The 22,904-nt window shown below is 36.8% G+C and carries 17 protein-coding genes; 9 read left to right on the top strand and 8 right to left on the bottom strand.

Features of this window, described 5'->3' with window-relative positions; all coding sequences use genetic code 11:
• Positions 1-128: 128 nt before the first annotated feature.
• Positions 129-1,124: an isoaspartyl peptidase/L-asparaginase family protein gene (locus KBJ98_RS06355; RefSeq protein ID WP_210788826.1), complete on the top strand. Its 996-nt coding sequence runs from the start codon at positions 129-131 to the stop codon at positions 1,122-1,124.
• 295 nt (positions 1,125-1,419) lie between these two features.
• Here the strand turns inward: KBJ98_RS06355 and KBJ98_RS06350 are convergent, their stop codons facing one another.
• The gene (locus tag KBJ98_RS06350; RefSeq protein ID WP_210788825.1) at positions 1,420-5,706 is read right to left on the bottom strand and encodes a T9SS type B sorting domain-containing protein; all 4,287 of its coding nucleotides are present in this window, start codon (positions 5,704-5,706) and stop codon (positions 1,420-1,422) included.
• Between the two features lie 191 nt (positions 5,707-5,897).
• Between KBJ98_RS06350 and argS the strand changes: the two genes are divergently transcribed.
• The 6 genes from argS (at position 5,898) to KBJ98_RS06320 (ending at position 12,726) form a co-directional block, all read left to right on the top strand.
• Positions 5,898-7,691, top strand: a complete 1,794-nt coding sequence (gene argS / locus KBJ98_RS06345; protein ID WP_210788824.1) for an arginine--tRNA ligase — start codon at positions 5,898-5,900, stop codon at positions 7,689-7,691.
• Between the two features lie 139 nt (positions 7,692-7,830).
• Positions 7,831-9,189: a signal recognition particle protein gene (gene ffh, locus KBJ98_RS06340; protein WP_166136533.1), complete on the top strand. Its 1,359-nt coding sequence runs from the start codon at positions 7,831-7,833 to the stop codon at positions 9,187-9,189.
• Between the two features lie 68 nt (positions 9,190-9,257).
• Entirely contained in the window at positions 9,258-10,139 is an 882-nt protein-coding gene (locus KBJ98_RS06335) for a bifunctional 5,10-methylenetetrahydrofolate dehydrogenase/5,10-methenyltetrahydrofolate cyclohydrolase (protein ID WP_210788823.1), read from the top strand.
• Between the two features lie 238 nt (positions 10,140-10,377).
• Positions 10,378-10,992, top strand: a complete 615-nt coding sequence (locus tag KBJ98_RS06330; RefSeq protein ID WP_210788821.1) for a hypothetical protein — start codon at positions 10,378-10,380, stop codon at positions 10,990-10,992.
• Positions 10,993-10,994: 2 nt separating this feature from the next.
• Positions 10,995-11,288, top strand: a complete 294-nt coding sequence (locus KBJ98_RS06325; RefSeq protein ID WP_166136545.1) for a winged helix-turn-helix domain-containing protein — start codon at positions 10,995-10,997, stop codon at positions 11,286-11,288.
• Positions 11,289-11,340: 52 nt separating this feature from the next.
• A complete protein-coding gene (locus KBJ98_RS06320; protein WP_210788819.1) occupies positions 11,341-12,726 on the top strand; it encodes a DUF4153 domain-containing protein in 1,386 nt (461 codons plus the stop codon).
• Between the two features lie 117 nt (positions 12,727-12,843).
• Here the strand turns inward: KBJ98_RS06320 and rluF are convergent, their stop codons facing one another.
• The 4 genes from rluF to KBJ98_RS06300 form a co-directional block, all read right to left on the bottom strand.
• On the bottom strand, positions 12,844-13,656 hold the full coding sequence (rluF, locus tag KBJ98_RS06315) for a 23S rRNA pseudouridine(2604) synthase RluF (RefSeq protein WP_210788818.1): 813 nt from the start codon (positions 13,654-13,656) through the stop codon (positions 12,844-12,846).
• A gap of 179 nt (positions 13,657-13,835) precedes the next feature.
• The gene (locus KBJ98_RS06310; RefSeq protein WP_225899075.1) at positions 13,836-14,681 is read right to left on the bottom strand and encodes an alpha/beta fold hydrolase; all 846 of its coding nucleotides are present in this window, start codon (positions 14,679-14,681) and stop codon (positions 13,836-13,838) included.
• 37 nt (positions 14,682-14,718) lie between these two features.
• Complete coding sequence (locus KBJ98_RS06305) at positions 14,719-15,498, bottom strand: zinc ribbon domain-containing protein (RefSeq protein ID WP_210788816.1); 780 nt, start codon at positions 15,496-15,498, stop codon at positions 14,719-14,721.
• Positions 15,499-15,501: 3 nt separating this feature from the next.
• The gene (locus KBJ98_RS06300) at positions 15,502-16,596 is read right to left on the bottom strand and encodes a Nif3-like dinuclear metal center hexameric protein (protein ID WP_210788814.1); all 1,095 of its coding nucleotides are present in this window, start codon (positions 16,594-16,596) and stop codon (positions 15,502-15,504) included.
• 92 nt (positions 16,597-16,688) lie between these two features.
• Between KBJ98_RS06300 and lpxK the strand changes: the two genes are divergently transcribed.
• Positions 16,689-17,726, top strand: coding sequence for a tetraacyldisaccharide 4'-kinase (lpxK, locus tag KBJ98_RS06295; RefSeq protein ID WP_210788812.1), 1,038 nt, complete (start codon positions 16,689-16,691; stop codon positions 17,724-17,726).
• Complete coding sequence (locus KBJ98_RS06290) at positions 17,698-18,510, top strand: purine-nucleoside phosphorylase (RefSeq protein ID WP_210788810.1); 813 nt, start codon at positions 17,698-17,700, stop codon at positions 18,508-18,510. Before lpxK ends, KBJ98_RS06290 begins: the two co-directional genes overlap by 29 nt.
• A gap of 99 nt (positions 18,511-18,609) precedes the next feature.
• On the opposite strand, the gene KBJ98_RS06285 is transcribed toward KBJ98_RS06290, so the two are convergent.
• The 3 genes from KBJ98_RS06285 to lipA all read right to left on the bottom strand — a co-directional run bounded on the left by KBJ98_RS06285 (position 18,610) and on the right by lipA (position 22,749).
• Positions 18,610-20,775, bottom strand: a complete 2,166-nt coding sequence (locus KBJ98_RS06285) for a tetratricopeptide repeat-containing hybrid sensor histidine kinase/response regulator (RefSeq protein WP_210788808.1) — start codon at positions 20,773-20,775, stop codon at positions 18,610-18,612.
• A 15-nt stretch (positions 20,776-20,790) separates the two neighbouring features.
• On the bottom strand, positions 20,791-21,792 hold the full coding sequence (gene gap / locus KBJ98_RS06280) for a type I glyceraldehyde-3-phosphate dehydrogenase (protein WP_210788807.1): 1,002 nt from the start codon (positions 21,790-21,792) through the stop codon (positions 20,791-20,793).
• 87 nt (positions 21,793-21,879) lie between these two features.
• The gene (gene lipA / locus KBJ98_RS06275; RefSeq protein WP_166136576.1) at positions 21,880-22,749 is read right to left on the bottom strand and encodes a lipoyl synthase; all 870 of its coding nucleotides are present in this window, start codon (positions 22,747-22,749) and stop codon (positions 21,880-21,882) included.
• Between the last annotated feature and the right edge of the window lie 155 nt (positions 22,750-22,904).

Below are 22,904 nucleotides of genomic sequence, written 5' to 3'. Positions count from 1 at the left end.
TCGACTCCTTTTGGTTTGACCGATAAAAGTAAAATAATAAGTAACCTACACTTTTACAGTGTAGGTTTTTTTATATCCATCTGAAACTATATCTTTACTTTTAGATCTAACACCAAAAAAAGCATTTTATGGCTAATCGTCGAGACTTTTTGAAAACGGCTGCAATGGCTACCGCAGCGGCTGCATTACCTTCTTTGGCAGATGAAATTGTATCCCAAAAAGAGTCGTTTTCAATAAAAGGAACAAAACCTATTGTACTTTCTACCTGGAACTTTGGTTTGCAAGCCAATGTAGCTGCTTGGGAAGTGCTAAAAAATAACGGTAAAGCGCTTGATGCAGTTGAAGCAGGTGTGAAAATTCCAGAAGGCGATCCAACCGAGCGCAGTGTAGGTTATGGTGGAAGACCCGATCGTGATGGTCGTGTGACGCTTGATGCTTGTATTATGGATGAGAATTCGAATATTGGTGCTGTTGGTTGCCTCGAACACATCAAGCATCCTATTTCTGTTGCACGTGCCGTAATGGAAAAATCGCCTCATGTAATGCTTGTAGGTGAGGGCGCACTTCAATTTGCCTTAGCGCAAGGATTCAAAAAAGAAAATTTATTGGTTGCCGATTCAGAGCGGGAATGGAAAGAATGGCTTAAAACTAGCGAGTACAAACCTATTGCCAATATTGAAAATCACGATACGATTGGGATGATAGCGCTTGACGCGAATGGCGATTTGTCGGGTGCTTGCACAACAAGCGGAATGGCTTTTAAAATGCACGGCCGCTTGGGAGATTCGCCAATTATTGGAGCTGGTTTATATGTGGACAATGAAATTGGAGCGGCAACGGCAACAGGTCATGGCGAAGAGGTAATTCGTATTACAGGTTCTCACTTGGTGGTTGAGTTGATGCGCCAAGGAAAATCTCCGCAAAAAGCTTGCGAAGAGGCAGTAGCTCGCATTGTAAATTTGAGTAAAAAACGCAACAAGTATTTAAAAGATATTCAAGTAGGGTTTATTGCACTAAATAAAAAAGGAGAATTTGGTAGTTATTGTTTGCAAGGCGGTTTTAATTACGCAGTGCATGACGCAACGGGAAATCGTTTGATTGATCCGCCTTATTTTTTAAAGTAATCAAAAAAGGTACAACGAGAGTTGGTTCTAAATTCGTTTGATTCTTATGATAATTTTACAAAAATCAAAAACCCGAAGTTGGCAAACTCCGGGTTTTCTTTTGATAATTAACTACTAAAATCAATGCTAATTTGTTATGAAACTGCATTTATTATAATTGTAAAGCCAGTTTATTTAATAATGTAGACGTAACTTTATAATTACATATGATAAATAAGACTACTTGTTGATGGGTTTGTTACACAGAATTTCATTTTTTTTCAATTTTTATTTTTCGCTTCTTTAAAATTAGAATCTACCTTTTCAATGAAAAATGAGATTTGTATTCTTTTTGGACGTTATCTTCGATATAAGAAATTGTAAACCAATAGTCATCCGCTGGCATTGGATTTCCGTTGTAGGTACCGTCCCAACCGTTGCCATTAGGGTCGAGTGTTTTTAAAAGTTTTCCGTAGCGATCAAAAATATAAAGATTTAGAATTCCTTCCCTTGGTATTCCGCTAATGTTCCAAGTGTCATTGTAACCGTCGTTATTCGGCGTAAAAAACTTTGGACTAGAAATTAATCGGATAAAAATAGGAGCACTGACTAAGCCACAATTGTTTTCTAAAATGGTAATTTCATGTCGTCCACTTGGTACATTGGTAAAAACAGGGCTATCTTGATAAGGTCCGCCGTCAAGTGAATATGAAAAATCACTTTCGGTTCCAACTAACATGCTCGGGATAATTGTTAATGTTTGATTGTCAGTAAACCAACCACTTGTTGTGTAGGTGATAGCGGTTGGTAACGCAGAGGCAACAACTTCAAAAGGCACAGGTCCTGATGAACACCCAAAAATATCAAGATTTATTACATTTAAAGTGTAATTTCCTGGACGGTTTGTACTAAAACTGGAAGATGTACCTACAAGGGTTCCAGTTTCGTCGCGCCATTCAAAGCCGTATTGAGGTGCCGAAAAGCCACTTTCGATTACGGCATTGGTAGTGGTTCCGTTTGCAGTATCGATGCATATTGATGGTACTGTTAAATTAGGTCGCGGGCTATCGGTTATTGTAATTTCAAATGGTTGTTCAGCAGGGCATAGTACAGTAGTTGTGGTGCCTGATTCGCCATAGGCATAAATTGTTGTTGAGCTAGTAATTACATCTCCGGGAAAAAATTCAGTATTGGTTGTACTTGGTCCACCTGAATTGCGAAAATATCGCGTCACCTGAGCAGGATACGCCGGCAATGCATACGATTCGCAGCGCGTAACCGGAGAAATCGGGACAATTGCAGGTGTGTTGTAAATGGTTACTGTAAAAGCATCTTCGTCGGTACAATTTACTCGATTGTTATTTTCAACAAAAACATAAAATGTACTTGTGGTGGTAACAGGATTGTAAGGAGGTGTCAGCAGAACGCCTGTGCCATTCGGACCGTTGGGTGCTGTGTAATAACTTCCCATACCTACTATTGGTGGTAAATTATAACTGTTACAAGCATATTGATCGTCAATTTCGTTAACAAAAGTCACTAAAATAGCGATGCTGTATTCAGAAACACAAGTATTAGGACTGCTAGCTGATGCATAAACATAAATTGTACGAGAAGAATCGATAACGGTCCCAGCTGGTAACACTGGATTAGTGCTTGAAGGTCCGCCAGAAAAGGCATAGTATTCCCCGTTTCTTAAATCGTCTAGAATATAAGGTTGTCCGCAACGAATTACTTCAGTTGGTTTTGCATCAATAGGAGGCGACCTGTTTATTGTTACAAAAAAATCTTCTTCTACAAAACAACTACCACTTGGAGCTCTGTCATAAAAATAGATTCGCTGTGATGCTGTAATTGGTGTTCCAACAGCGAGTCTGCGACCAGTCCCTTGTGTTCCAGTGAAATAATTTCCTGCATGTGGCACGGCAGGTAAAAAATAGACATCGCATTGTGGAGCGGTATCAGGGAAATTTGGTAATGGTTCGATATTAACTGTTATAGTGAAATTTAAGTTATCGGTACAATTTTGTCCAGGAACATAGAACCATAAAGTAGTTGTTGTGTTAATTAGAGTTCCTGCAGCGATTAGAGATCCATTTCCTGCAGCTGCAGTTCTATACTCGCCTACTGTTAGTGCTGGAAGTGGGTAGGAAGAACACGAGTCGACATCTGCAGGAGGGGTAATGCTAGGAAGGCCAATAAAGACGTCAAACGGTACTTCTGAAACGCAATTTACAGGTAGGGTTAGACTTTCTTTGTAAGCGTATATCCGAATGGAACTTGTAATTATTGAGCCAGGCAAAACTACCAAACCTGTTTTGTTGCTTCCAGTATAATAAGTGGCTCCATTAGCATCTGTAGGTATGGTGTAGCTTGAGCAGGCAAATTGATTGGTATAGGTTGGTAGTGGTGTAAAAGGAATTATGGTTACTGTAAATTGTCGCTCTAAAGTACAAGTAGGGGTGCTGATCGTATCTTCGAACCAAACGAAAATTGTATTGTTTCCTCCATTATTGATGATAGTTCCTCCCGGTAAATTTACGTTTCCAGCGGTAGTAGGTCCACCACTTTGTGTATAATAACTAGCATACGGTATTGCTGGTAATCGATATTGAGTGCAATAAGTGCCTGAAGGTGGTGTAATGTCATCCAAATCGGCTATTGTAACATTAAATGAGTCTTGATTGGTGCAAAGTGCCGATTGATTGTAAACGTACAAATTTCTCGTTGTGGTTGTAATTGTATTTCCGGGAAATAGTTGAGTACCGGTTCCGTTGGGTCCTGTCCAATATTGTGCGCCTAAACTATTCAAGTTGGGTAAAGTGTACGAAGTACAAACAAAAACATCAGGAAGAATGTCAATTGATGGCAAAGGATCTACAACAAGTTGAAAGCTGGTTGTCACGAAGCAATTATTTTCGGAAATGTTTTGTAATCTAACCCAAATAGTAGTTGTTGCACTTAAAAGTTGATTACCCGGGCCAATTGTAATTCTATTAGCATTGTTGTTGGCTCCTACTGATGAGGAATGAAAACTGATTCGATTATACGTTGTGTTTTGCGTCCCTATAATTTCAGCAATGGCAGTTGAAAGATTAAAGTTGGCTCTCAAAGGAGTTTCAGTACTATTTCGTGCACATAAAGTCATAGTACTAGGTTGAGTAGCAATTTGAGGAGGATCTACAATTTGAAGTTGAAATGATCGCACTTCAAAACATAAAGTTGTTGGGTTTTGCACACGAACATAAAGTGTTATTCCATTTTGTGAGGTTGAAATAGTTTGACTGGTAGTAAGTCCTCCCGTGTTGGCCTCCGCTTCAGTTTGTGAAGAATGATAAGAGATTATGGTTGAAGCTGGTAAGTCATCTAAAGCGCCAGCTGCGCTACTCTGTTGATTGATTCCTGCTAGGAGTATGGTACTCATTTGTGTCAAGTCAAAGATATAATTGCTTGCAGCAGTATCACAGCGATATAGATTTGGCAAAACAGACAAAATTCCAATTTGTGGATAAATTTCTACTAGAATATCATCGGTGACAGCCACGCAGCCCGGCTCTTGGTAGGTTACAGTATACCGATGTATTCCTGGCCCGATAAGCGGATTTAAATTGTTTAGGTCTAGTGTCTCTCCCGTTTGTGCAGGTGAAATTGCTATACCCTCTTTGCTCCAAGAAAATGTGGTGCCTGCTGCCAAACCTGCTGCAGACAAAATAGGCAAAGTACTCCCAGGACAAAATGCCCTATTATTAGCAACTGTGTAATCTAACCCTAAAACATCTTGACCAATATTAAAACTATTGGCTTGTAAAAAGATAGCCGAGTCGTAAGCCGTATTTGCCCCGCCATCTGCTATGACAATTTTAATACGGTACACGTGATTGATATCCAGTCCGGTAGCAGATGCAAGCATAGGGACGGTTTGACCGTTTAAGTTTATTGCAGTTCCAAAACCGCTACCGTTAAACGCACCAAAATAGCTAGCATTTTCTGAAGAACAATTGGAGTTATATGTCATGTCTCTGATAGTTTCTACAGATACAGGAATACTAGTATTTGGAATTACTGCCAAGTTTTGCGCAGCGCCACCAGCAGTTATATCCTCAAGCAAAAATGCAAATGCATCCGAGAAGTTGCATTGCGAGGTTCCATATTCCTCTGAGGCAAATAAAAATGAAAAGTTGAAATTACTGGTTTTTGGTTGAAAATCGAATTGAATAAAACTCGCATTGATTGAATTTATGGAAACTCCTGATTGGGAAAGAAGAACGGACTCAAGACTAGTATCACCGGCCCATGAGGTAGTCCCATCGCTCAAAATAGTGTTGTTGGGTCCAGGAATTCTGTTGACATCTCCAGTGGATAAAACTACGCCTCTAGCAAATGGAAAATTTGGATTGCTGTTTTCGAAATAACCAATACCATTGCTCGATCCAAATGAAGTTCCCGTTCGAAATTGGATATTGGTACCAAAAACACAAGGAGAGTTAATAAGCACTTGGTTGACTAGTTGTTCTGTACTATAGGTCGTGGTGTTAATGCTAACAGACTGACAGTAAAATTGGTAGGTTGATAGGAGCGAAATGAAAATAAGTAATTTTTTCATATCCGAGTTTGTTGTGTTCGTTACTCAAAAATAATCAAATTAGCTGACTTAACCTCTTCTGAAGCTGTTTTGTTCTAATAACGATTTTCATAAATTACATTTTAGACTTATCATCCCTATAAATATCTCATTAAGCAATTTCGAGTTTCCGGCATTATACCTATCTTTGCGCACTTAAATAAATACTTAAAATGTCATTACAACAAATTCTTACGCCATCTATACAAAAAGCTGTCCAAGCTTTATTTGAAGTTACAATCGATAAAGTTGAATTTCAAAGTACTCGGAAAGAATTTGAAGGCGATATTACAATGGTGATTTTTCCGTTGCTAAAAGTTTTAAAAGGTGCGCCAGGCGCTTCTAATCCTGTAGAATTAGGAACTAAAATTGGTGATTATCTTGTAGAAAATCTGCCAGAAGTAAGTCGTTTTAATGTAGTGTCGGGTTTCTTAAACATTGTAATTTCTGATAAATACTACCTCGATTTTTTCAGTAGTATCAAAGATAATACAGCCTATGGTTTCGTAACTCCAGCTGCTGATGCTGCTGCGGTAATGGTTGAATATTCGTCGCCAAACACAAACAAGCCTTTGCATTTAGGTCACGTTCGTAACAATTTGTTAGGATATTCTGTTGCCGAAATTATCAAAGCTTCTGGGAAAAAAGTTTACAAAACCCAAATCATCAACGACAGAGGAATTCATATCTGTAAGTCGATGATTGCTTGGCAAAAATTTGGTAATAATCAAACTCCTGAATCAACAGGTTTAAAAGGAGATAAATTGGTTGGAAACTATTACGTTGCTTTTGATAAAGCATACAAAGAAGAAATTACGCAACTAATGAACGCGGGTAAAACCGAAGAAGAAGCTAAAAAGCAAGCGCCAATTATGCTCGAAGCTCAAGAAATGCTTCAAAAATGGGAAGCTGGTGATGCTGAGGTGAAGGCACTTTGGGCTAAAATGAACCAATGGGTTTATGATGGTTTTGCTATTACATATAAAAATCTTGGAGTTGATTTTGATCGTTATTACTATGAAAGTGATACCTATTTGTTGGGGAAAGATGTAGTTCAAATTGGACTTGAAAAAGGAATTTTCGACAAAGATCCTGACGGTTCTGTTTGGATTGACCTAACAGATGAAGGTTTAGATCGTAAAATTGTGTTACGCTCAGATGGTACGGCAGTGTACATGACTCAGGATATTGGAACGGCAATTCAACGTGTGAAAGATATGCAAGATGTAGGCGGAATGGTTTACACTGTAGGAAATGAGCAAGATTACCATTTTAAGGTGTTGTTTTTGATCCTAAAAAAATTAGGCTTTGAATGGGCGAAAAACTTATATCATTTGTCATATGGAATGGTAGATTTACCATCAGGAAAGATGAAATCTCGTGAGGGAACTGTTGTTGATGCTGATGATTTAATGCAAGAAATGACCGCTACGGCTCAAAAAATTGCTGAAGATTTAGGAAAATTAGAAGCCTATTCTGACGAGGAAAAAGCTAAACTTTATAGCACCATTGGTTTAGGAGCATTGAAATATTATATCTTAAAAGTTGATCCTAAAAAGCGCATCCTATTTAATCCGGAGGAGTCTGTTGATTTTGCTGGAAATACAGGGCCGTTTATTCAATATACTTATGCTCGTATTCAATCGATCATTCGTAAAGCAACTTTTGATTATAGTTTGACATCGAGCGTAGTCGAGATGCACGAAAAAGAAAAAGAATTGGTTAAACAATTGGAGTTATTTCCTGAAGTGATACAAAATGCAGCTCAGCACCATAGTCCGGCATTGTTAGCCAATTATACTTATGACTTAGTTCGCGAATACAATTCGTTCTACCAAGCAGTGCCTATTTTGGGTGAAGAGGATCTAGAAAAGAAAAAATTTAGAGTACAACTATCTAAAAAGGTGGCCGATACTATTGCGGCATCTTTTAAATTACTCGGGATTAATGTCCCTGAGAGAATGTAAAATAAAAATCCAAAACGACTGCTTTCTGCGGTCGTTTTTTTGTTTTCAAAAAGCGTAAAAAGCCTTACCAATAATGTAAAGTTCTAATTGCCTAATTTCCTAATTAGTTTATCTTTGCATTTCAAAATAAATCAATACTATGTTCGATAATTTAAGCGATAAACTAGATAAAGCCTTTCACATACTTAAAGGTCACGGAAAAATTACCGAAGTAAACGTAGCCGACACTTTGAAAGAAGTGCGCCGTGCGTTACTTGATGCCGATGTCAATTTTAAAATTGCAAAGGATTTTACCACCAAAGTAAAAGAAAAAGCGATTGGTCAAGATGTATTAACTACGCTTCAGCCAGGTCAATTATTGGTAAAATTGGTTAAAGATGAATTAACTGAATTAATGGGTGGCGATGTAGCCGGAATTAATTTATCAGGTAATCCATCTGTTATTTTGATGTCAGGTTTGCAAGGATCTGGAAAAACAACTTTTTCTGGAAAATTAGCCAATTATCTTTTAACTAAAAAGAATAAAAAGCCATTATTGGTTGCCTGTGATATTTACCGTCCTGCGGCGATTCAGCAATTGTACGTTGTAGGAGATTCTATCGGTGTTGAGGTATATTCAGAACCAGAAAATAAAAACCCCGTTGAAATTGCTCAAAACGCAATCAAACACGCTAAAGCAAATGGGTTTAATGTTGTCATTGTAGATACCGCTGGTCGTTTGGCTGTGGATGAAGAAATGATGAACGAAATTGAGCGCGTACACAAAGCCATTCAGCCACAAGAAACTTTGTTTGTTGTTGATGCGATGACGGGTCAAGATGCCGTAAATACTGCAAAAGCCTTCAACGACAGATTGAATTTTGATGGAGTTATTTTAACAAAATTAGATGGTGATACTCGTGGTGGAGCAGCGCTTTCTATCAAGACAATTGTAAACAAGCCAATCAAATTTGTAGGTACAGGCGAAAAAATGGAAGCTATTGATGTTTTCTATCCTGTGCGTATGGCCGAGAGAATCTTGGGTATGGGTGACGTAGTTTCCCTTGTTGAACGTGCACAAGAGCAGTTTGACGAAGAGGAAGCGCGCAAAATTCAGAAGAAAATTGCTAAAAATGAATTTGGTTTTGATGATTTCTTATCTCAAATTCAGCAGGTAAAGAAAATGGGTAACATGAAGGATTTGGTAGGAATGATACCTGGTGCCTCAAAAGCAATGAAAGATGTTCAAATAGAAGACGATGCCTTCAAACATATTGAGGCCATCATCCATTCGATGACTCCATTAGAAAGAAGTAAGCCGGCTGTAATTGACGTGAAAAGAAAAGCGCGAATTGCAAAAGGATCTGGAACTAAAATCGAGCAAGTTAATCAGTTGATGAAGCAGTTCGACCAAATGAGCAAAATGATGAAAATGATGCAAGGTCCGGGCGGAAAAAACCTAATGAAAATGATGGGCGGAATGAAAGGCGGAATGCCAGGAATGCCGGGAATGAAATAAAATTTAGAAAGTCTTAAAGTCGTCATGATTTTAAGACTTTTGTCTTTACTATATTAAACAACACAACAATGCAACTACTAGACGGAAAAAAAACAGCAGAGGATATCAAAAGCGAAATTGCTGTTGAAGTACAAAAAATGAAAGCCAATGGTGAAAAAGTTCCTCACTTGGCAGCACTTATTGTAGGGAATGATGGCGCAAGCTTAACTTACGTAGGAAGTAAAGTAAAAGCCTGCGAAAGAGTAGGATTTGAGTCTACTTTGATTAAAATGCCCAACACCACTACAGAAATTGAATTGCTTAAAAAGATCAAAGAATTAAACGAAGACGATCAAATTGATGGGTTTATTGTGCAATTGCCACTTCCTAAACAAATTGATGAGCAAAAAGTCTTAATGGCAGTTGACCCAAGTAAAGATGTTGATGGTTTTCATCCGGAGAACTTTGGGAAAATGGCGCTTGACATGACTACTTTTATTCCTGCTACTCCATTTGGTATTCTAGAATTACTAGATCGCTACGGAGTTGAAACAAAAGGAAAACACACCGTAGTTATTGGGCGTAGCCATATTGTAGGCAGACCTATGAGTATTTTGATGGGACGCAAAGGTTTTCCCGGTAACTCAACGGTAACACTGACACACAGTTATACCAAAAACATAGAGGAAATTACCATTCAGGCCGATATTATTATCACAGCCTTGGGTGTTCCTAATTATTTAAAAGCGGATATGGTAAAACCTGGCGCTGTAGTTATTGATGTGGGTATTACTCGTGTTCCTGACGAAAGCCACGAAAAAGGTTACGTTATTACTGGTGATGTCGATTTTGATCAAGTAAGTAAAAAAGCATCATTCATTACGCCAGTACCAGGCGGAGTAGGGCCAATGACCATTGCTATGTTGTTAAAAAACACACTCTTGGCAAGGGAGATGAAACGAAACAAATAAATATTTTTTAATGCTTAGAAGCCTCAAATTCATTTTTGAGGCTTTTTTTGTCTAAAGTTGAGCTAGAAATGGGTTTGTAAAAGTAGCGTTTGCTAATAACTCACTCTATGTTTGTAATTGTTAAATAAGAAATTTGTTTCCATTTTCAAGGTTTAAAAAAGTTACGTAGAAATTATTTTTATGAAATATTTGATTAGTCGTTTTTATTTTTAACTTTGTAATTCAAAGTACTTTTATTATGAGTCACAATATTCAAGAAGATTTAGTTCACATTCGTTCCATGATGGAGCGTTCTTCGAGGTTTATTTCCCTAAGCGGATTGTCAGGTGTTTTTGCAGGAATCTTTGCGCTACTTGGTGCGGGTTATGCTGCTTTTTTGTTTGAGTCAAATGGGATGTCTTATTTTGATGGATTCGATAAAGTGTATACTGATGAGTTTATTTACAAACTTATTGTGTTGGCGATTGTAGTTTTAGTACTAGCTCTTCTTTCTGGATTTCTATTCACTTATAAAAAGAGCAAGAAAAACAATTTACCAATTTGGACTTCTACCACCAAAGTGATGCTTTTGCAATTAGCAATTCCTTTAGTAGTTGGAGGCGTGTTTTGTTTGGCATTAGTTTATCATGGTCTTTTTGTCTTTTTAGCGCCTGCTACTTTACTTTTTTACGGATTAGCATTGGTCAATGCGGGTAAGTATACGTACTCAGATATTCAGTATTTAGGTTACTTTCAACTATTTCTTGGTAGTGTTTCTTTATTTTTTCTAGGATATGGATTGATTTTTTGGACCCTTGGTTTTGGGATTTTGCATATAGTTTACGGAACGATTATGTTTAAAAAGTACGACTAATCATGGGTATAATCGATCAACTGAATAAAAATTTCGAAAGCAGAATCCGATTAGGGTTAATGTCTGTATTGATGGTAAACGATTGGATCGATTTTACAGAGATGAAAGCATTACTAAATACTACTGATGGAAATTTGGCAAGCCATTCGGCTACATTAGAAAAGGTAGGTTATATCGAAATCAAGAAAGAATTTGTTGGCAAAAAACCAAAAACCTCATACAGAGTAACCAATATTGGGCGTGCTGCATTTACGGCGCACCTAAGTAGTTTAGAAAAATTATGGAAACCTAAATAAACTTTTTTTTAACCAATTACTTTGAAAAACAAAGTACTTTATATTTGTTGCTATGAAAAAACATCATTTAATTTTTGCGAGTTCTGTTATGTTTACAATCCTTTTTTATGACCAAAATTTGGGTCTTAATTTGGCTTTTTTTGGACTTTTACTTATCTCATTATTAGTGTACAATTATCGGGAGTCTTTGAATTCATTGACTACTAAAGCTTTACTTATCACATCAATATTATCGTGTTTGGCATTTGCGTGGTATGGTGATTTTCCTTCTTTTTTGGCACTTTCACTTTCATTATTGTCATTGCAGTATAAAACGCAACATGCAAAACTTAAAATCATTCAAGTTTTTGTAGTTATTATTGTCAATAGCTTTGCCTCGCTAGGACGGATTTTGATGTTTAGTCAATGGCTTCCTAAACAAGAGGTACAAGGTGATTTTGCAAAGAAATTGGTTGCATTTGTTTTAATTCCACTTCTTTTTATCGGATTGTTTTTTGGAGTATATGCTTTTGGTAGTGATCTATTTTCTTCTGTTTTTAGTGACTATACGCTAGATGTTAATGTATTTCAATTGATTGTTATTGCTGTGCTCGGGCTTTATGTGTCATTTAGTTTTTGGAATTTTTGGGTTCCAGATTTTTGCATCAGTTTTAATTCCCAATTAGAAAATGAATTTGAAAGCAACTCGTGCGATAAAAGTGATACTTCGCTTTCATGGCTTGATTTTGACTTTCAAAGGAAAAGCGGTGAAATTACTTTTGTGTTGTTGAATACTCTATTGCTGTTTTTTATAGTAACCTATAATTACGAACAGTTTTTTGAAATTCAAAATCGTGCACAATTAAGTACTGCAACTCACGAACGTGTTAACGCCGTTATTATTTCGGTTTTAATGGCTGTGGGACTTATTTTACTGTACTTTCGAGCTAGGTTTACCTTTGATGAAACAACGAATAGACTGAAAATACTAGCTAAAATTTGGATGGTATTGAATGCGGTACTTGTTTTGTCTGCCGCTTTAAAAAATATGGAATATGTACATCAGTTTGGCTTAACCTATAAGCGATTGGGCGTTTTTGCCTTTCTTATTTTAGTATTTATAAGTTTGCTACACACGTGGTTGAAAATTAGTTTACAAAAAACCAATGCATACTTATTTAATCATATGGTTTGGTATGTGTATGGAGTACTTTTATTGTGCAGTTTTGTGAACTGGGGACAATTAATAACTAGCTATAATTTAGCCGTAAATAAAGGAGTAGATCCGGTTTTTATAAGTCGTTTAGAGTTTAATGACTCAAGTAGGAGAGACTATTTACAAGAAAATCAGTTAGATGGTCAACAGCCTGAAATGTATCGCGAAGATGAAATTAAAGAGTGTCAAGAACAGTCATTCTTATCGAAAGTGTTGTATTACGAAACATTGCAGTCTAATTAACAAAAAAAAGCCAAATCTTATTCAAACAAGATTTGGCTTTTTGGTTTTAAAAAATGATATGTTTAAAAACACTATTTTGTTACGGGTAATCAATTGAGGTTTATGAAAAAAAGTAATTTAATAATCCCCACGTTTCTTAAACCTAGGATCGTCTCTTTTTATAAATTCGGTGCGCTTTCTTGGTGTTTCTACTTTTGGTAAACTAGCTTCTTCTGTTTTGCTGGATGGCTCGATAAGGGCGTTGAGTTCTTTTATTTCGGCATCAGTCAAATCACGGTAGCGGCCTACAGGAACATCGAGTGAAATATTGATAATTCGAATGCGTTTTAAGGCGGTTACGTCATAGCCAAGATATTCGGTCATTCTTCGGATTTGGCGGTTTAAACCTTGGGTAAGGATGATCTTAAATGTGAATTTACTGATTTGCTCTACTTTACATTTTCTGGTAACAGTGTCTAGAATAGGTACACCATTGCTCATTCTTTCTATAAAACGATCGGTGATGGGTTTGTTAACAGTAACGGTATATTCTTTTTCGTGATTGTTGCGCGCACGCAATATTTTATTGACAATATCGCCATCATTTGTCATGAAAATTAAACCTTCACTGGCTTTGTCTAAACGCCCAATTGGGAAGATGCGCTTTGGATAATTGATGTAATCGACGATGTTATTGCGCACGTCAAGATTTGTGGTACACTCGATTCCTACTGGTTTGTTGAATGCGAGGTAAACAGGTTTTTCTGTTTTTTCACGAATTAATTTGCCGTCAATACGTACTTCGTCATGAGGACCAACTTTGGTCCCTAATTCGGGTACAACTCCGTTGATGGTTACGCGACCTTCTTCGATGATTTTATCCGCTTCGCGGCGGCTGCAAAAACCGGTTTCTCCTATGAATTTATTGAGGCGTTTTAATTGATCTTCCATCCTGCAAAAGTAATGAATTTGCAATTTATAATAGCTATTGATTTTGAGATTGGTTGTAGAACGAATTTATCAATTTTGCGACGGATTCGCGTGAAGGATAGCAGCGGAAATCCTTTTTTAGGGCTTTTTTTGCCCAAAAAAGATTGCAGCGAATAGCCTGGTCGCCGCGGCGGCACGCTCTAATTTTGAATGAACTGACTAATTTTTTCGTATAAATTGTGGTCGTGCATGCTGTGGCCGAGGCCAGTTGTGGTGATAAAAGTAGCGTTTTTCCAAGAGGTTGCTATTTTTTTTCCTTCGTGAATAAGCACTACTTGGTCTTGTTCATCATGGGCTAGAAAGCCTTGAGTTAAAATATTTTTTGCAAAATGTTGTCCAGCAAATTCATCTGTATTGAGTTGAAAAACATCACGATAATATTTTTTTAGGCCGGTTAAAATTCTAGAATTGAGGCTTAAAAGTGTGATGTAATTGTCTAAAATTATCTTGAAATCACTTGGAGCGCCCAAAATTACCATTTTTTTTAAGTCGTCGCTTTGGTAAATGGACTGGTAGTACAAGCAGGTTTTGCCACCTAGTGAGTGTCCGATTAAAGTTTGTGGTTGAAAATGCTGAACCACTTGGTGTAAAAATTCGGCGTAATGCGGAATATTGAAGGTAGTTCCGCTAGAGAGTCCGTGCGCAGGACCGTCAAGTGCTACGATGGTGCTGCCGGTTTTAGTGAGGTAAGGCAATAGTTTTTCCCAGCGCGAGGCGTTACTCTCCCAACCGTGTACCAATAAAATGACATGACTATTGCCAGGCCAAGTGTAGGTTTGTATTTTTTGATTTTGAAACGAGAGTGTTTGCGTTTGGGCTTGTTGTAGTACGGTGGGTAATTGGTCAACTTGTAACTTTCCGTCACGTGGTTTGCTGAACAAGTTGTAGGCGAGTTGTATAGCTTTTGTTGGGGCAAGGTAGCTGAGTAGGTTGATGTAGGCACCTACTGACTTGGTAAATATTTTATAGACTATCTGCTTGATCATAAAAAAAAGTCCCGATATCATCGGGACTTTAAAGGTATTATATTTTAGCGAACATTTGTTCCATTTTTTCTTTTTCTTCTTCAGCAAGAACGCTATCAACAAGAATTCTTCCAGAATGTTCATCGGTGATGATTTTTTTTCTTGAAGCAATTTCTACTTGAGTTTGCGGTGGAATGGTAAAGAAAGATCCTGCAGATGCGCCTCTTTCAATTGAAACTACTGCTAAACCGTTGCGAACGCTACTTCTGATTCTTTTGTAAGCATTTAATAAACGCTCTTCAATTTGTCCTTGGAACTCAATTGATTTCTGAGACAAGAATTCTTCTTCCTTTGCAGTTTCGGCCATGATAGCGTCTAACTCTGATTTTTTGTGTTTTAAGTGGTTGGTTTTTGCTTCTAATTTTTCTTTAGAATTAGCAATCACTTCTTTTTTGTGCTCTATAGAAGCTTTCATTTCTTTAATTTGCTTTTCAGCCAATTGAATTTCAAGTTCTTGAAACTCTACTTCTTTAGTTAAAGAGTTGAATTCTCTATTGTTACGAACAGTTTCCTGTTGTTTTGTATATTTTTTGATGGACTCTTTGTGCTCCTCAATTGCAATTTTTTTAGCTTTAATAAGGTCTTCAATTACTTCAAGTTCCCCTTTTAATTTTTCTGAACGTGTGCTTAAACCGGCCACTTCATCTTCTAAATCTTCAACTTCTAAAGGCAATTCACCTCTTACGTTTCTGATTTCGTCAATTCTCGAGTCAATTAGCTGTAAATCGTAAATTGCTCTTAACTTGTCCTCAACACTTAATTCTTTCGTATTCGCCATATTCTATAAGTACTTAACTGGATTTGAATTTTCTTCTGATAAAACAACGGCAAAATTAAGGATTTTTTTTCGAAGATACTCTACAATATAATTTTTTGTATAGCGTTCGCTTTCAAAATGTCCAATATCGGCTAAAAGAAGTTGGTTTTCTGCCTCATAAAACTGATGGTACTTTAAATCAGCGGTTAAATACGCATCAGCTCCTGCTCGAATTGCGTTTGCAATAGCGAAACTTCCCGCGCCTCCCAAAACAGCTACTTTTTTGATCGGTTTTCCTGTAAAGGCTGAATGTCTGATGCCACCGCATTGCATTTTGTCTTTTACAAAAAGTAAAAAGTCGGTTTCGCTCATGGGCTCAGGTAATTCTCCTATTTGACCCAAACCTATATTTTGATGCTTGTTTTGTAGTGTGTATATTTCGTGAGCAACTTCTTCGTAAGGATGACTTTCTAGCAAAGCTTTTAAAATTTTGCCTTCAAGATGTTTTTCGTAAGTTACTTCAATTTTAATTTCGGTGGCTTTTACCAATTCAAAACGCTCGCCAAGAACCGGATTGCTTTTTGCATTGCCTTTAAATGTTCCGATGCCATTGGAAGTAAAACTACAATTTTCATAATTGCCAATTGTTCCTGCGCCTGCGGCAAATAGTGCTTCGAGTACTTCATTCGCATTTTCAGTTGGTACAAAACTGGCGAGTTTGCGAATGTATTGCTCTTTCGGAATCAGTATTTTGGTATTGATTAGTTGTAAAGCATCACAAAATATTTTGTTTACTCCGTCTTGGTGGATGTCTAAAGCGGTGTGTACTGCATAAATGGCAATGTCATTTTTTATGGCTTTGATGATGGCGCGCTCTACGTATGTTTTTCCAGTTATTTTTTTCAATCCCGTAAATAATATAGGATGAAAGCAGACAACCATGTTGCATTTTTTAGTGATGGCTTCCTCAATAATATGTTCGAGCGCATCATGACACACTAGTACGCCCGTAGCCTCAACATTTTGGTCGCCTACAAGTAAACCTACGTTGTCAAAATCTTCGGCATAGGCTAGTGGAGCCATTTCTTCGAGAACACGTATAATATCTTTGATTTTCATAACTGTTTCAATTGAAAGGTAGATCGTTTTGTGAAGAACAAAATAACGAATAAAGAAAAGAACATTAAAATAAAATATTCTACTTTCGTAAAATGAATTTACTGCGAAAACTACTTTTTCCGTTCGCTGTTTTGTACGGCGCTGTTACGGGTATTCGGAATTTTCTTTTTGACAAAGGAATTATACAATCGTATTCATTTAAGTTGCCAGTGATTGCTGTCGGGAACTTGAGTGTAGGCGGGACCGGTAAATCTCCGCAGATTGAATATTTAATACGGTTGCTATCTTCAAAATATAAAGTGGCAACTTTGAGTCGCGGATACAAACGAGAGTCTCAAGGTTTTGTTTTGGCAAAAGCAAATGCGACAGCCGGTTTGTTAGGAGATGAACCGTATCAGTTTTTTAGAAAATTTAAAAACATACAAGTTGCAGTAGATAGTGATCGAAATAATGGAATAAATCAATTACTTTCGCAGGCCGAAATTCCAGAAGTCATTTTGTTAGACGATGCCTACCAACACCGCAAAGTAAAAGCAGGTATGTATGTGCTTCTCACAGCTTATGGCGATTTGTATGCGACCGACTGGATGTTACCAACCGGAAACTTACGAGAAAGTAGGAGCGGAGCGGACCGAGCTGCCGTGGTGGTGGTGACCAAATGTCCTCCAGATTTGAGTTCTCAGGAACAAAAAGAGATTCAGAAAGAATTAAAGTTAAGAGATAATCAACAATTGTTTTTTACTGCAATTGGTTACGATGATCAAGTCTATGGTGAAGCAAGTACTTATTCGGTTGCTGCAATTTTAAAAACTGAAAAGGTATTGATAGCTGGTATTGCCAAGCCGGAGCCTTTTTTTAATCATTTAAAAAACACCAATGATGTTTGTTTGTCGTTTCCGGACCATCATAATTTTAGTGAAAAAGAAATAGAAGAAATTAAAAAAATAGCTCAAAACAAAATCATTATTACTACTGAAAAAGATTATGTGCGTTTGCAAGGTAGGTTGGCAGTTGAGCAATTGTATTATCTGCCGATTCAAACTGTATTTTTGCCAAATGCAACTTTATCAGGAAATGATTTTGATCAAACAATTTTAAATTATGTGGGAACAAGTACAAGAAACAGTTAGTTACATTCAAGATAAAATCAATTTTACACCGGAGTACGGTGTTATTTTAGGTTCCGGTTTAGGCAGTTTTACAACTGATATGGAAGTTTTACATACTTTGCCTTATCATGAAATACCTAATTTTCCGGTTTCTACTGTCGAAGGGCATCAAGGAGCTTTGGTGTTTGGTACAATTGGCACTAAAAAAGTGGTAGCCATGCAAGGTCGTTTTCATTATTATGAAGGCTACTCAATGACCGAAGTTACGTTTCCGGTACGAGTGATGAAGTTTTTAGGAATTGATAAATTAGTCGTGTCTAATGCGTCAGGAGGAGTAAACCCGAATTATCAAGTCGGGTCTATTGTTATGATTACAGATCATATTAACATGACGCCAGAGCATCCGCTACGAGGGAAAAATGATGAAAGATTCGGACCTCGATTTGTAAATATGAGCGAGCCGTATTCTCGAAAAATGATTGCAAAAGCTACTGAAATTGCTCAAAATTTAAATATTGACGTGCAAAGAGGAATTTATCTTGGTTTACAAGGCCCTACATTTGAAACCTTGGCAGAATATAAAATGGTTCAGATTCTTGGAGCAGATTGTGTTGGGATGTCAACTGTTCCAGAGGTGATAGTGGCCCGCCATATGGATGTAGAAACTTTTGGAATTTCAGTAATTACAGATATGGGAAATGCGGAAAGTATTGATACCATCTCTCATGACGAAGTATTAGAAGCAGCAAAAGCAGCTGAACCTAAAGTTCGTAGTTTAATTAAGGAGTTGATCTTGAATTATTAATACCACATCGTCTTACAATAGATATCGTTATTTTTAATAAAGTAAGGATGGTCAAAAAACAATTTTAATAGGTTGTAGTTACAGTTGCTCGCCAATTGTTTAGATGTGGTGAGCAATTATTTTGTAAAATTCATCAGGGATAAATGGTTTTGTAATTACATCGTTCATACCAAACGAAAGCAGCATATCACGATTTTCGTGAAGTGAGATGGCAGTTAAAGCAATTATCGGCGTGGTGTTGTCAAAAGTTCTAATAGTTTGAGTCGCAATAGTGCCGTTTATTCCAGGTAAGTGCACATCCATTAAAACCATATCAAAGCTTGATTTGCGCATCCTTTCGATAGCTTCTTCACCATTATCGATAACCTCGCAAATAATTTTCTTGTTGTGGAGCATTTTTTTGGTAATCATCTGATTGATTTTATTGTCTTCAACCAATAAGATTTTTTTGTTAGCCAAGAATTTATTTTCAGCAGTATTGTCTGAGAGTACTACAGTAGCAGGTTTTTCACCAATTTGAAATCCTAGAGTAAAAGAAAAAGTAGATCCTTTGTTTACAATACTGCTTAATTGGATTTCTCCTCCAAGAATTTTGATCAATTTTTTTACAATGGTTAATCCCAATCCAGTACCGCCATATTTGCGATTTACCTCAATTGATCCTTGAGAAAAACTATCAAAAACACTTTCTAGTTTATCAGCGGGAATACCAATTCCGGTATCAGTGATTTCAAAGTAAACGAAAGCTGTTTCATTTTCGTTTTTTTCTAAATTTGCGCGTACGTACACTACCCCGTTTTTGGTGAATTTCAATGCATTATTGATTAAATTCAAAACAATTTGAGACAACTTCGTAGGGTCGCCCACAAGGTAATCCGGAATAGTATCGTCAATTTCGAGGCTGAATTCGTTATTATTTACTATTGCTAATTCCTTCAAGGAATGTTTGATATTGATTAAGAGTTGTTTGAGGTGAAAAGGGATTTGCTCAATTTCTAGTTTGTGCGATTCGATTTTGTTGATTTCTAAGATTTCGTTAATGAATTTAGTTAAATAATCTCCCGAAAATTTTAGCGAACTCAAGTAGTCAATTTGTGATTTTTTTGGATTTTCTTGTAGAAGTAAATGCGTGATTCCATTGATGGCATTCAAAGGAGTACGAAGCTCATGACTAACAGTTGATAAGAACTCTGCTCTGGCTAGCGACGCTTTTTCTGCTTTGTTTTTGGCGAGTTCTAATTCGTTGTTTTTTTCTTTTAACAATAAATTAGATTGGTTTCTAATAATGTTGTTTTTGTAAAGAGAAAGACTTAGTAGTGATAAAATCGAGATTAAGGCAATTGCCAAAATGCTAATTAGTTTTGAAAATTTATTGGCTTTTTGTTGCTCTCGAGTCTCGTTGCTGAGCGCCTTAATTTCTTTGAGTTTTTCAGATTCTTTGAATTGAGTATAATCGTCAATACCCAACCTTTCATTTGTAATTATTGCTAATCTCTCTTTAAGATTGAGGTGCAACTTTAAATAGGTGTAGGCATTATTCTTGTCTAATATTTTATCGTGAGCAATACTTAAAGCAAGTAGTATATCTGTTTTGAGTTCTAAATCATCTCTTTTTTGAGTTAGTTCTAAAGCTTTCTTTAAATAGTTAATTGCTAAATTGTAATGCTTTTGCTCAATTTCAAAACGTCCAATCTGATACAATGCGGTAGCTTTTGCTGGCAGTAGTTCAGTTGCATCTTTTTGCGCTATGATTGTACCAAAAACTTTAGCTGCTTCTGTGTTTTTCTTTTCTGCAGCCAAGAGTAAACCTTTTTGAAGTAGTATTTTCTCGCTTTTATCAGTGTAATTTAATTTTTGATGCAGTTTACTTGCTTTATCTAAATGAGCAGCGGCATTTTTATAGTCTGATAATTCTTGGAAGGTAGCAGCTAGATAAAAATGCATATTAGCAGTTGCCAAAGTAGGTGGGAGTGCATTATAGAAACGAGAACTTCTTTCTAGCGATTCTTGCGCGTCTTTGTATTTTTTTAGATCAAAAAAAAGCTTTCCTAAATTGAAATGTTGAAAAGCTAAGGAGGATACGTCATTTGTGTTGTGGGCCAATTGTATGGCTTTTTCTGTTAGATTTAATGCGTTCTTGTAGTTGTTTTTTTGAACTGCCGCTTGAGATTGCTGAGTGTAGAGGGATATGCTGTCTTTAGGCTCTTTCTTTTGCGAAAAAAGCAATTGCGTTAGCATTAAAATAAACAAACAAGAGTATTTCATGCGCAGTTAATAAGGTTAATTTTTTTGTTGAGATGTTAGTAAAATCAAATCAATTATTCGGGATGAATAACCAATTTCATTGTCGTACCAACCCACTACTTTTACCATCTTATCAATAACTGAAGTAAGTTGAGCATCAAATATACATGAATTTTTGTTTCCTATAACATCTACAGATACAATTGGGTCTTCGGTGTAATCTAAAATCCCTTTTAAGCTGGTTGCCGCTGCATTTTTAAATGCGGTGTTTATCTCCTCAATACTCACTGCTTTTTTAACATTAAAAGTAATGTCTGTAAGTGATCCGTCAGGGACAGGAACGCGAATTCCACACCCTCCAATTTTTCCTTCAAATTCAGGAAAAATTTTAGTTAGTGCCTTTGCAGCTCCCGTGGTAGTAGGAACTATCGATTGACTTGCGCCACGCGCTCTTCGTAAATCTTTGTGCGGTTGATCATGTAAACTTTGATCTGTGGTGTACGAGTGTATGGTGGTAATGTATGCTTGCTCAATACCACAAAGCTCATTGATAACTTGTATCATTGGAGCTGCATTATTGGTAGTGCAACTCGCATTTGAAATTATGATTTCAGAACCATCTAAAATATGCTCGTTTACTCCAAGAACTACTGTTTTGATGCTATCCACTTCTGATGGAGCAGAAAGAATCACCTTTTTTGCACCAGCTTCAATGTGTTGGAATAATTCTTCATAGGTTTTGAACTTACCAGTTGATTCAATAACGTAATCTATGTTGCAATCTTTCCAGTTTAAGTTGGCAATGTTTTTTTCGTGAAAAAAAAGTACTTTTTTACCTCCAACAATTATTCCTGTGTCATCATGGCTAACAGTTTCTGATAAAACACCGTGTATACTGTCGTATTTGACAAGGTGTGCCATTGTTTTTTTGTCAGCAATATCGTTGATAGCCACAACTTCAATGGTTGGGTGATTAAGGAGTAATCGGAATAAATTTCTGCCGATTCTTCCAAAACCGTTTATAGCAATTCTAATCATAAGTTTTAAAGTCTTAAAGTATCAAAGTCTAAAAGTCAGAAAGTCAAGATATTTAGCCTTTCGACTTTCTGACTTTTTAACGTTTGACTACAATATATGTTTTTGTGCTTTGTATGATGAACGAACCAACGGGCCGCTCTCTACATGACGAAAACCAAGTTCCAATCCGTATTGCTCATATTTTGCAAATTGTTCTGGCGTGATGAACTCTTTTACCGGAAGGTGTTTTTTACTAGGCTGTAAATATTGACCAATTGTTACAACGTCAACATTGGCAGCTCTAAGGTCTCGCAAGGTTTGAAAAACTTCTTCTTCTTGCTCTCCTAGTCCTAGCATTATTCCTGATTTTGTACGATTGATACCTTTTTCTTTCAGATAGCGCAAAACTTCAAGAGTACGATCGTATTTTGCTTGAATTCGAACTTCGCGCGTAAGGCGTCGAACTGTTTCAACGTTGTGCGAAACTACTTCTGGGTTAGCTTCTACAATTCTATCGATATTTCTCTCAATTCCTTGAAAATCTGGAATCAAAGTCTCAAGTGTTGTGTTTGGGTTCATTCTACGAATTGCTTTTACCGTTTCAATCCAAATGATTGAGCCTCCATCTTTTAAATCATCTCGATCTACACTTGTAATTACTGCGTGTTTGATATTCATGATTTTTATAGAACGAGCTACTTTTTCTGGTTCATCCCAATCTACAGTTTCTGGTCGGCCGGTTTTAACACCGCAAAATCCACAAGAACGTGTGCATACATTTCCTAAAATCATAAAAGTAGCGGTACCTTCGCCCCAACATTCACCCATATTTGGGCAACTTCCTGACGTGCAAATTGTGTTTAAGCTATATTTATCAACCAAACCTCTTAGTTCAGTATATTTTTGACCTATTGGTAGTTTTACTTTCAACCATTTCGGTTTTCCAGTTGGCAAAGCAGTATCTAAAACAGTTTCCATATTTTATTTTTTCAAAGTACAAAGATAGCGAAACTTGTTTGAAGATATCCTAATGTAAAATGCCTTTTAGCAGTTGTTTTACCTTGAATCAACCTTCCTAAAGATAGATTTAACAATTGTTCGTTTGCGCAGTAATCGAAACATTCATTTGCTCA

Source organism: Flavobacterium erciyesense, assembly GCF_018069925.1.
Classification (GTDB): Bacteria; Bacteroidota; Bacteroidia; order Flavobacteriales; family Flavobacteriaceae; genus Flavobacterium; species Flavobacterium erciyesense.
The sequence above is the reverse complement of the archived record's forward strand: the minus strand, read 5'-3'. Positions and strand labels throughout refer to the sequence as shown.

Bases quoted from the DNA above. Each gene is read 5' to 3' on its own strand.
- KBJ98_RS06355 (WP_210788826.1), top strand. From the start codon at position 129: ATGGCTAATCGTCGAGACTTTTTGAAAACGGCTGCAATGGCTACCGCA.
- KBJ98_RS06350 (WP_210788825.1), bottom strand. From the start codon at position 5,706: ATGAAAAAATTACTTATTTTCATTTCGCTCCTATCAACCTACCAATTT.
- argS (WP_210788824.1), top strand. From the start codon at position 5,898: ATGTCATTACAACAAATTCTTACGCCATCTATACAAAAAGCTGTCCAA.
- ffh (WP_166136533.1), top strand. From the start codon at position 7,831: ATGTTCGATAATTTAAGCGATAAACTAGATAAAGCCTTTCACATACTT.
- KBJ98_RS06335 (WP_210788823.1), top strand. From the start codon at position 9,258: ATGCAACTACTAGACGGAAAAAAAACAGCAGAGGATATCAAAAGCGAA.
- KBJ98_RS06330 (WP_210788821.1), top strand. From the start codon at position 10,378: ATGAGTCACAATATTCAAGAAGATTTAGTTCACATTCGTTCCATGATG.
- KBJ98_RS06325 (WP_166136545.1), top strand. From the start codon at position 10,995: ATGGGTATAATCGATCAACTGAATAAAAATTTCGAAAGCAGAATCCGA.
- KBJ98_RS06320 (WP_210788819.1), top strand. From the start codon at position 11,341: ATGAAAAAACATCATTTAATTTTTGCGAGTTCTGTTATGTTTACAATC.
- rluF (WP_210788818.1), bottom strand. From the start codon at position 13,656: ATGGAAGATCAATTAAAACGCCTCAATAAATTCATAGGAGAAACCGGT.
- KBJ98_RS06310 (WP_225899075.1), bottom strand. From the start codon at position 14,681: ATGATCAAGCAGATAGTCTATAAAATATTTACCAAGTCAGTAGGTGCC.
- KBJ98_RS06305 (WP_210788816.1), bottom strand. From the start codon at position 15,498: ATGGCGAATACGAAAGAATTAAGTGTTGAGGACAAGTTAAGAGCAATT.
- KBJ98_RS06300 (WP_210788814.1), bottom strand. From the start codon at position 16,596: ATGAAAATCAAAGATATTATACGTGTTCTCGAAGAAATGGCTCCACTA.
- lpxK (WP_210788812.1), top strand. From the start codon at position 16,689: ATGAATTTACTGCGAAAACTACTTTTTCCGTTCGCTGTTTTGTACGGC.
- KBJ98_RS06290 (WP_210788810.1), top strand. From the start codon at position 17,698: ATGTGGGAACAAGTACAAGAAACAGTTAGTTACATTCAAGATAAAATC.
- KBJ98_RS06285 (WP_210788808.1), bottom strand. From the start codon at position 20,775: ATGAAATACTCTTGTTTGTTTATTTTAATGCTAACGCAATTGCTTTTT.
- gap (WP_210788807.1), bottom strand. From the start codon at position 21,792: ATGATTAGAATTGCTATAAACGGTTTTGGAAGAATCGGCAGAAATTTA.
- lipA (WP_166136576.1), bottom strand. From the start codon at position 22,749: ATGGAAACTGTTTTAGATACTGCTTTGCCAACTGGAAAACCGAAATGG.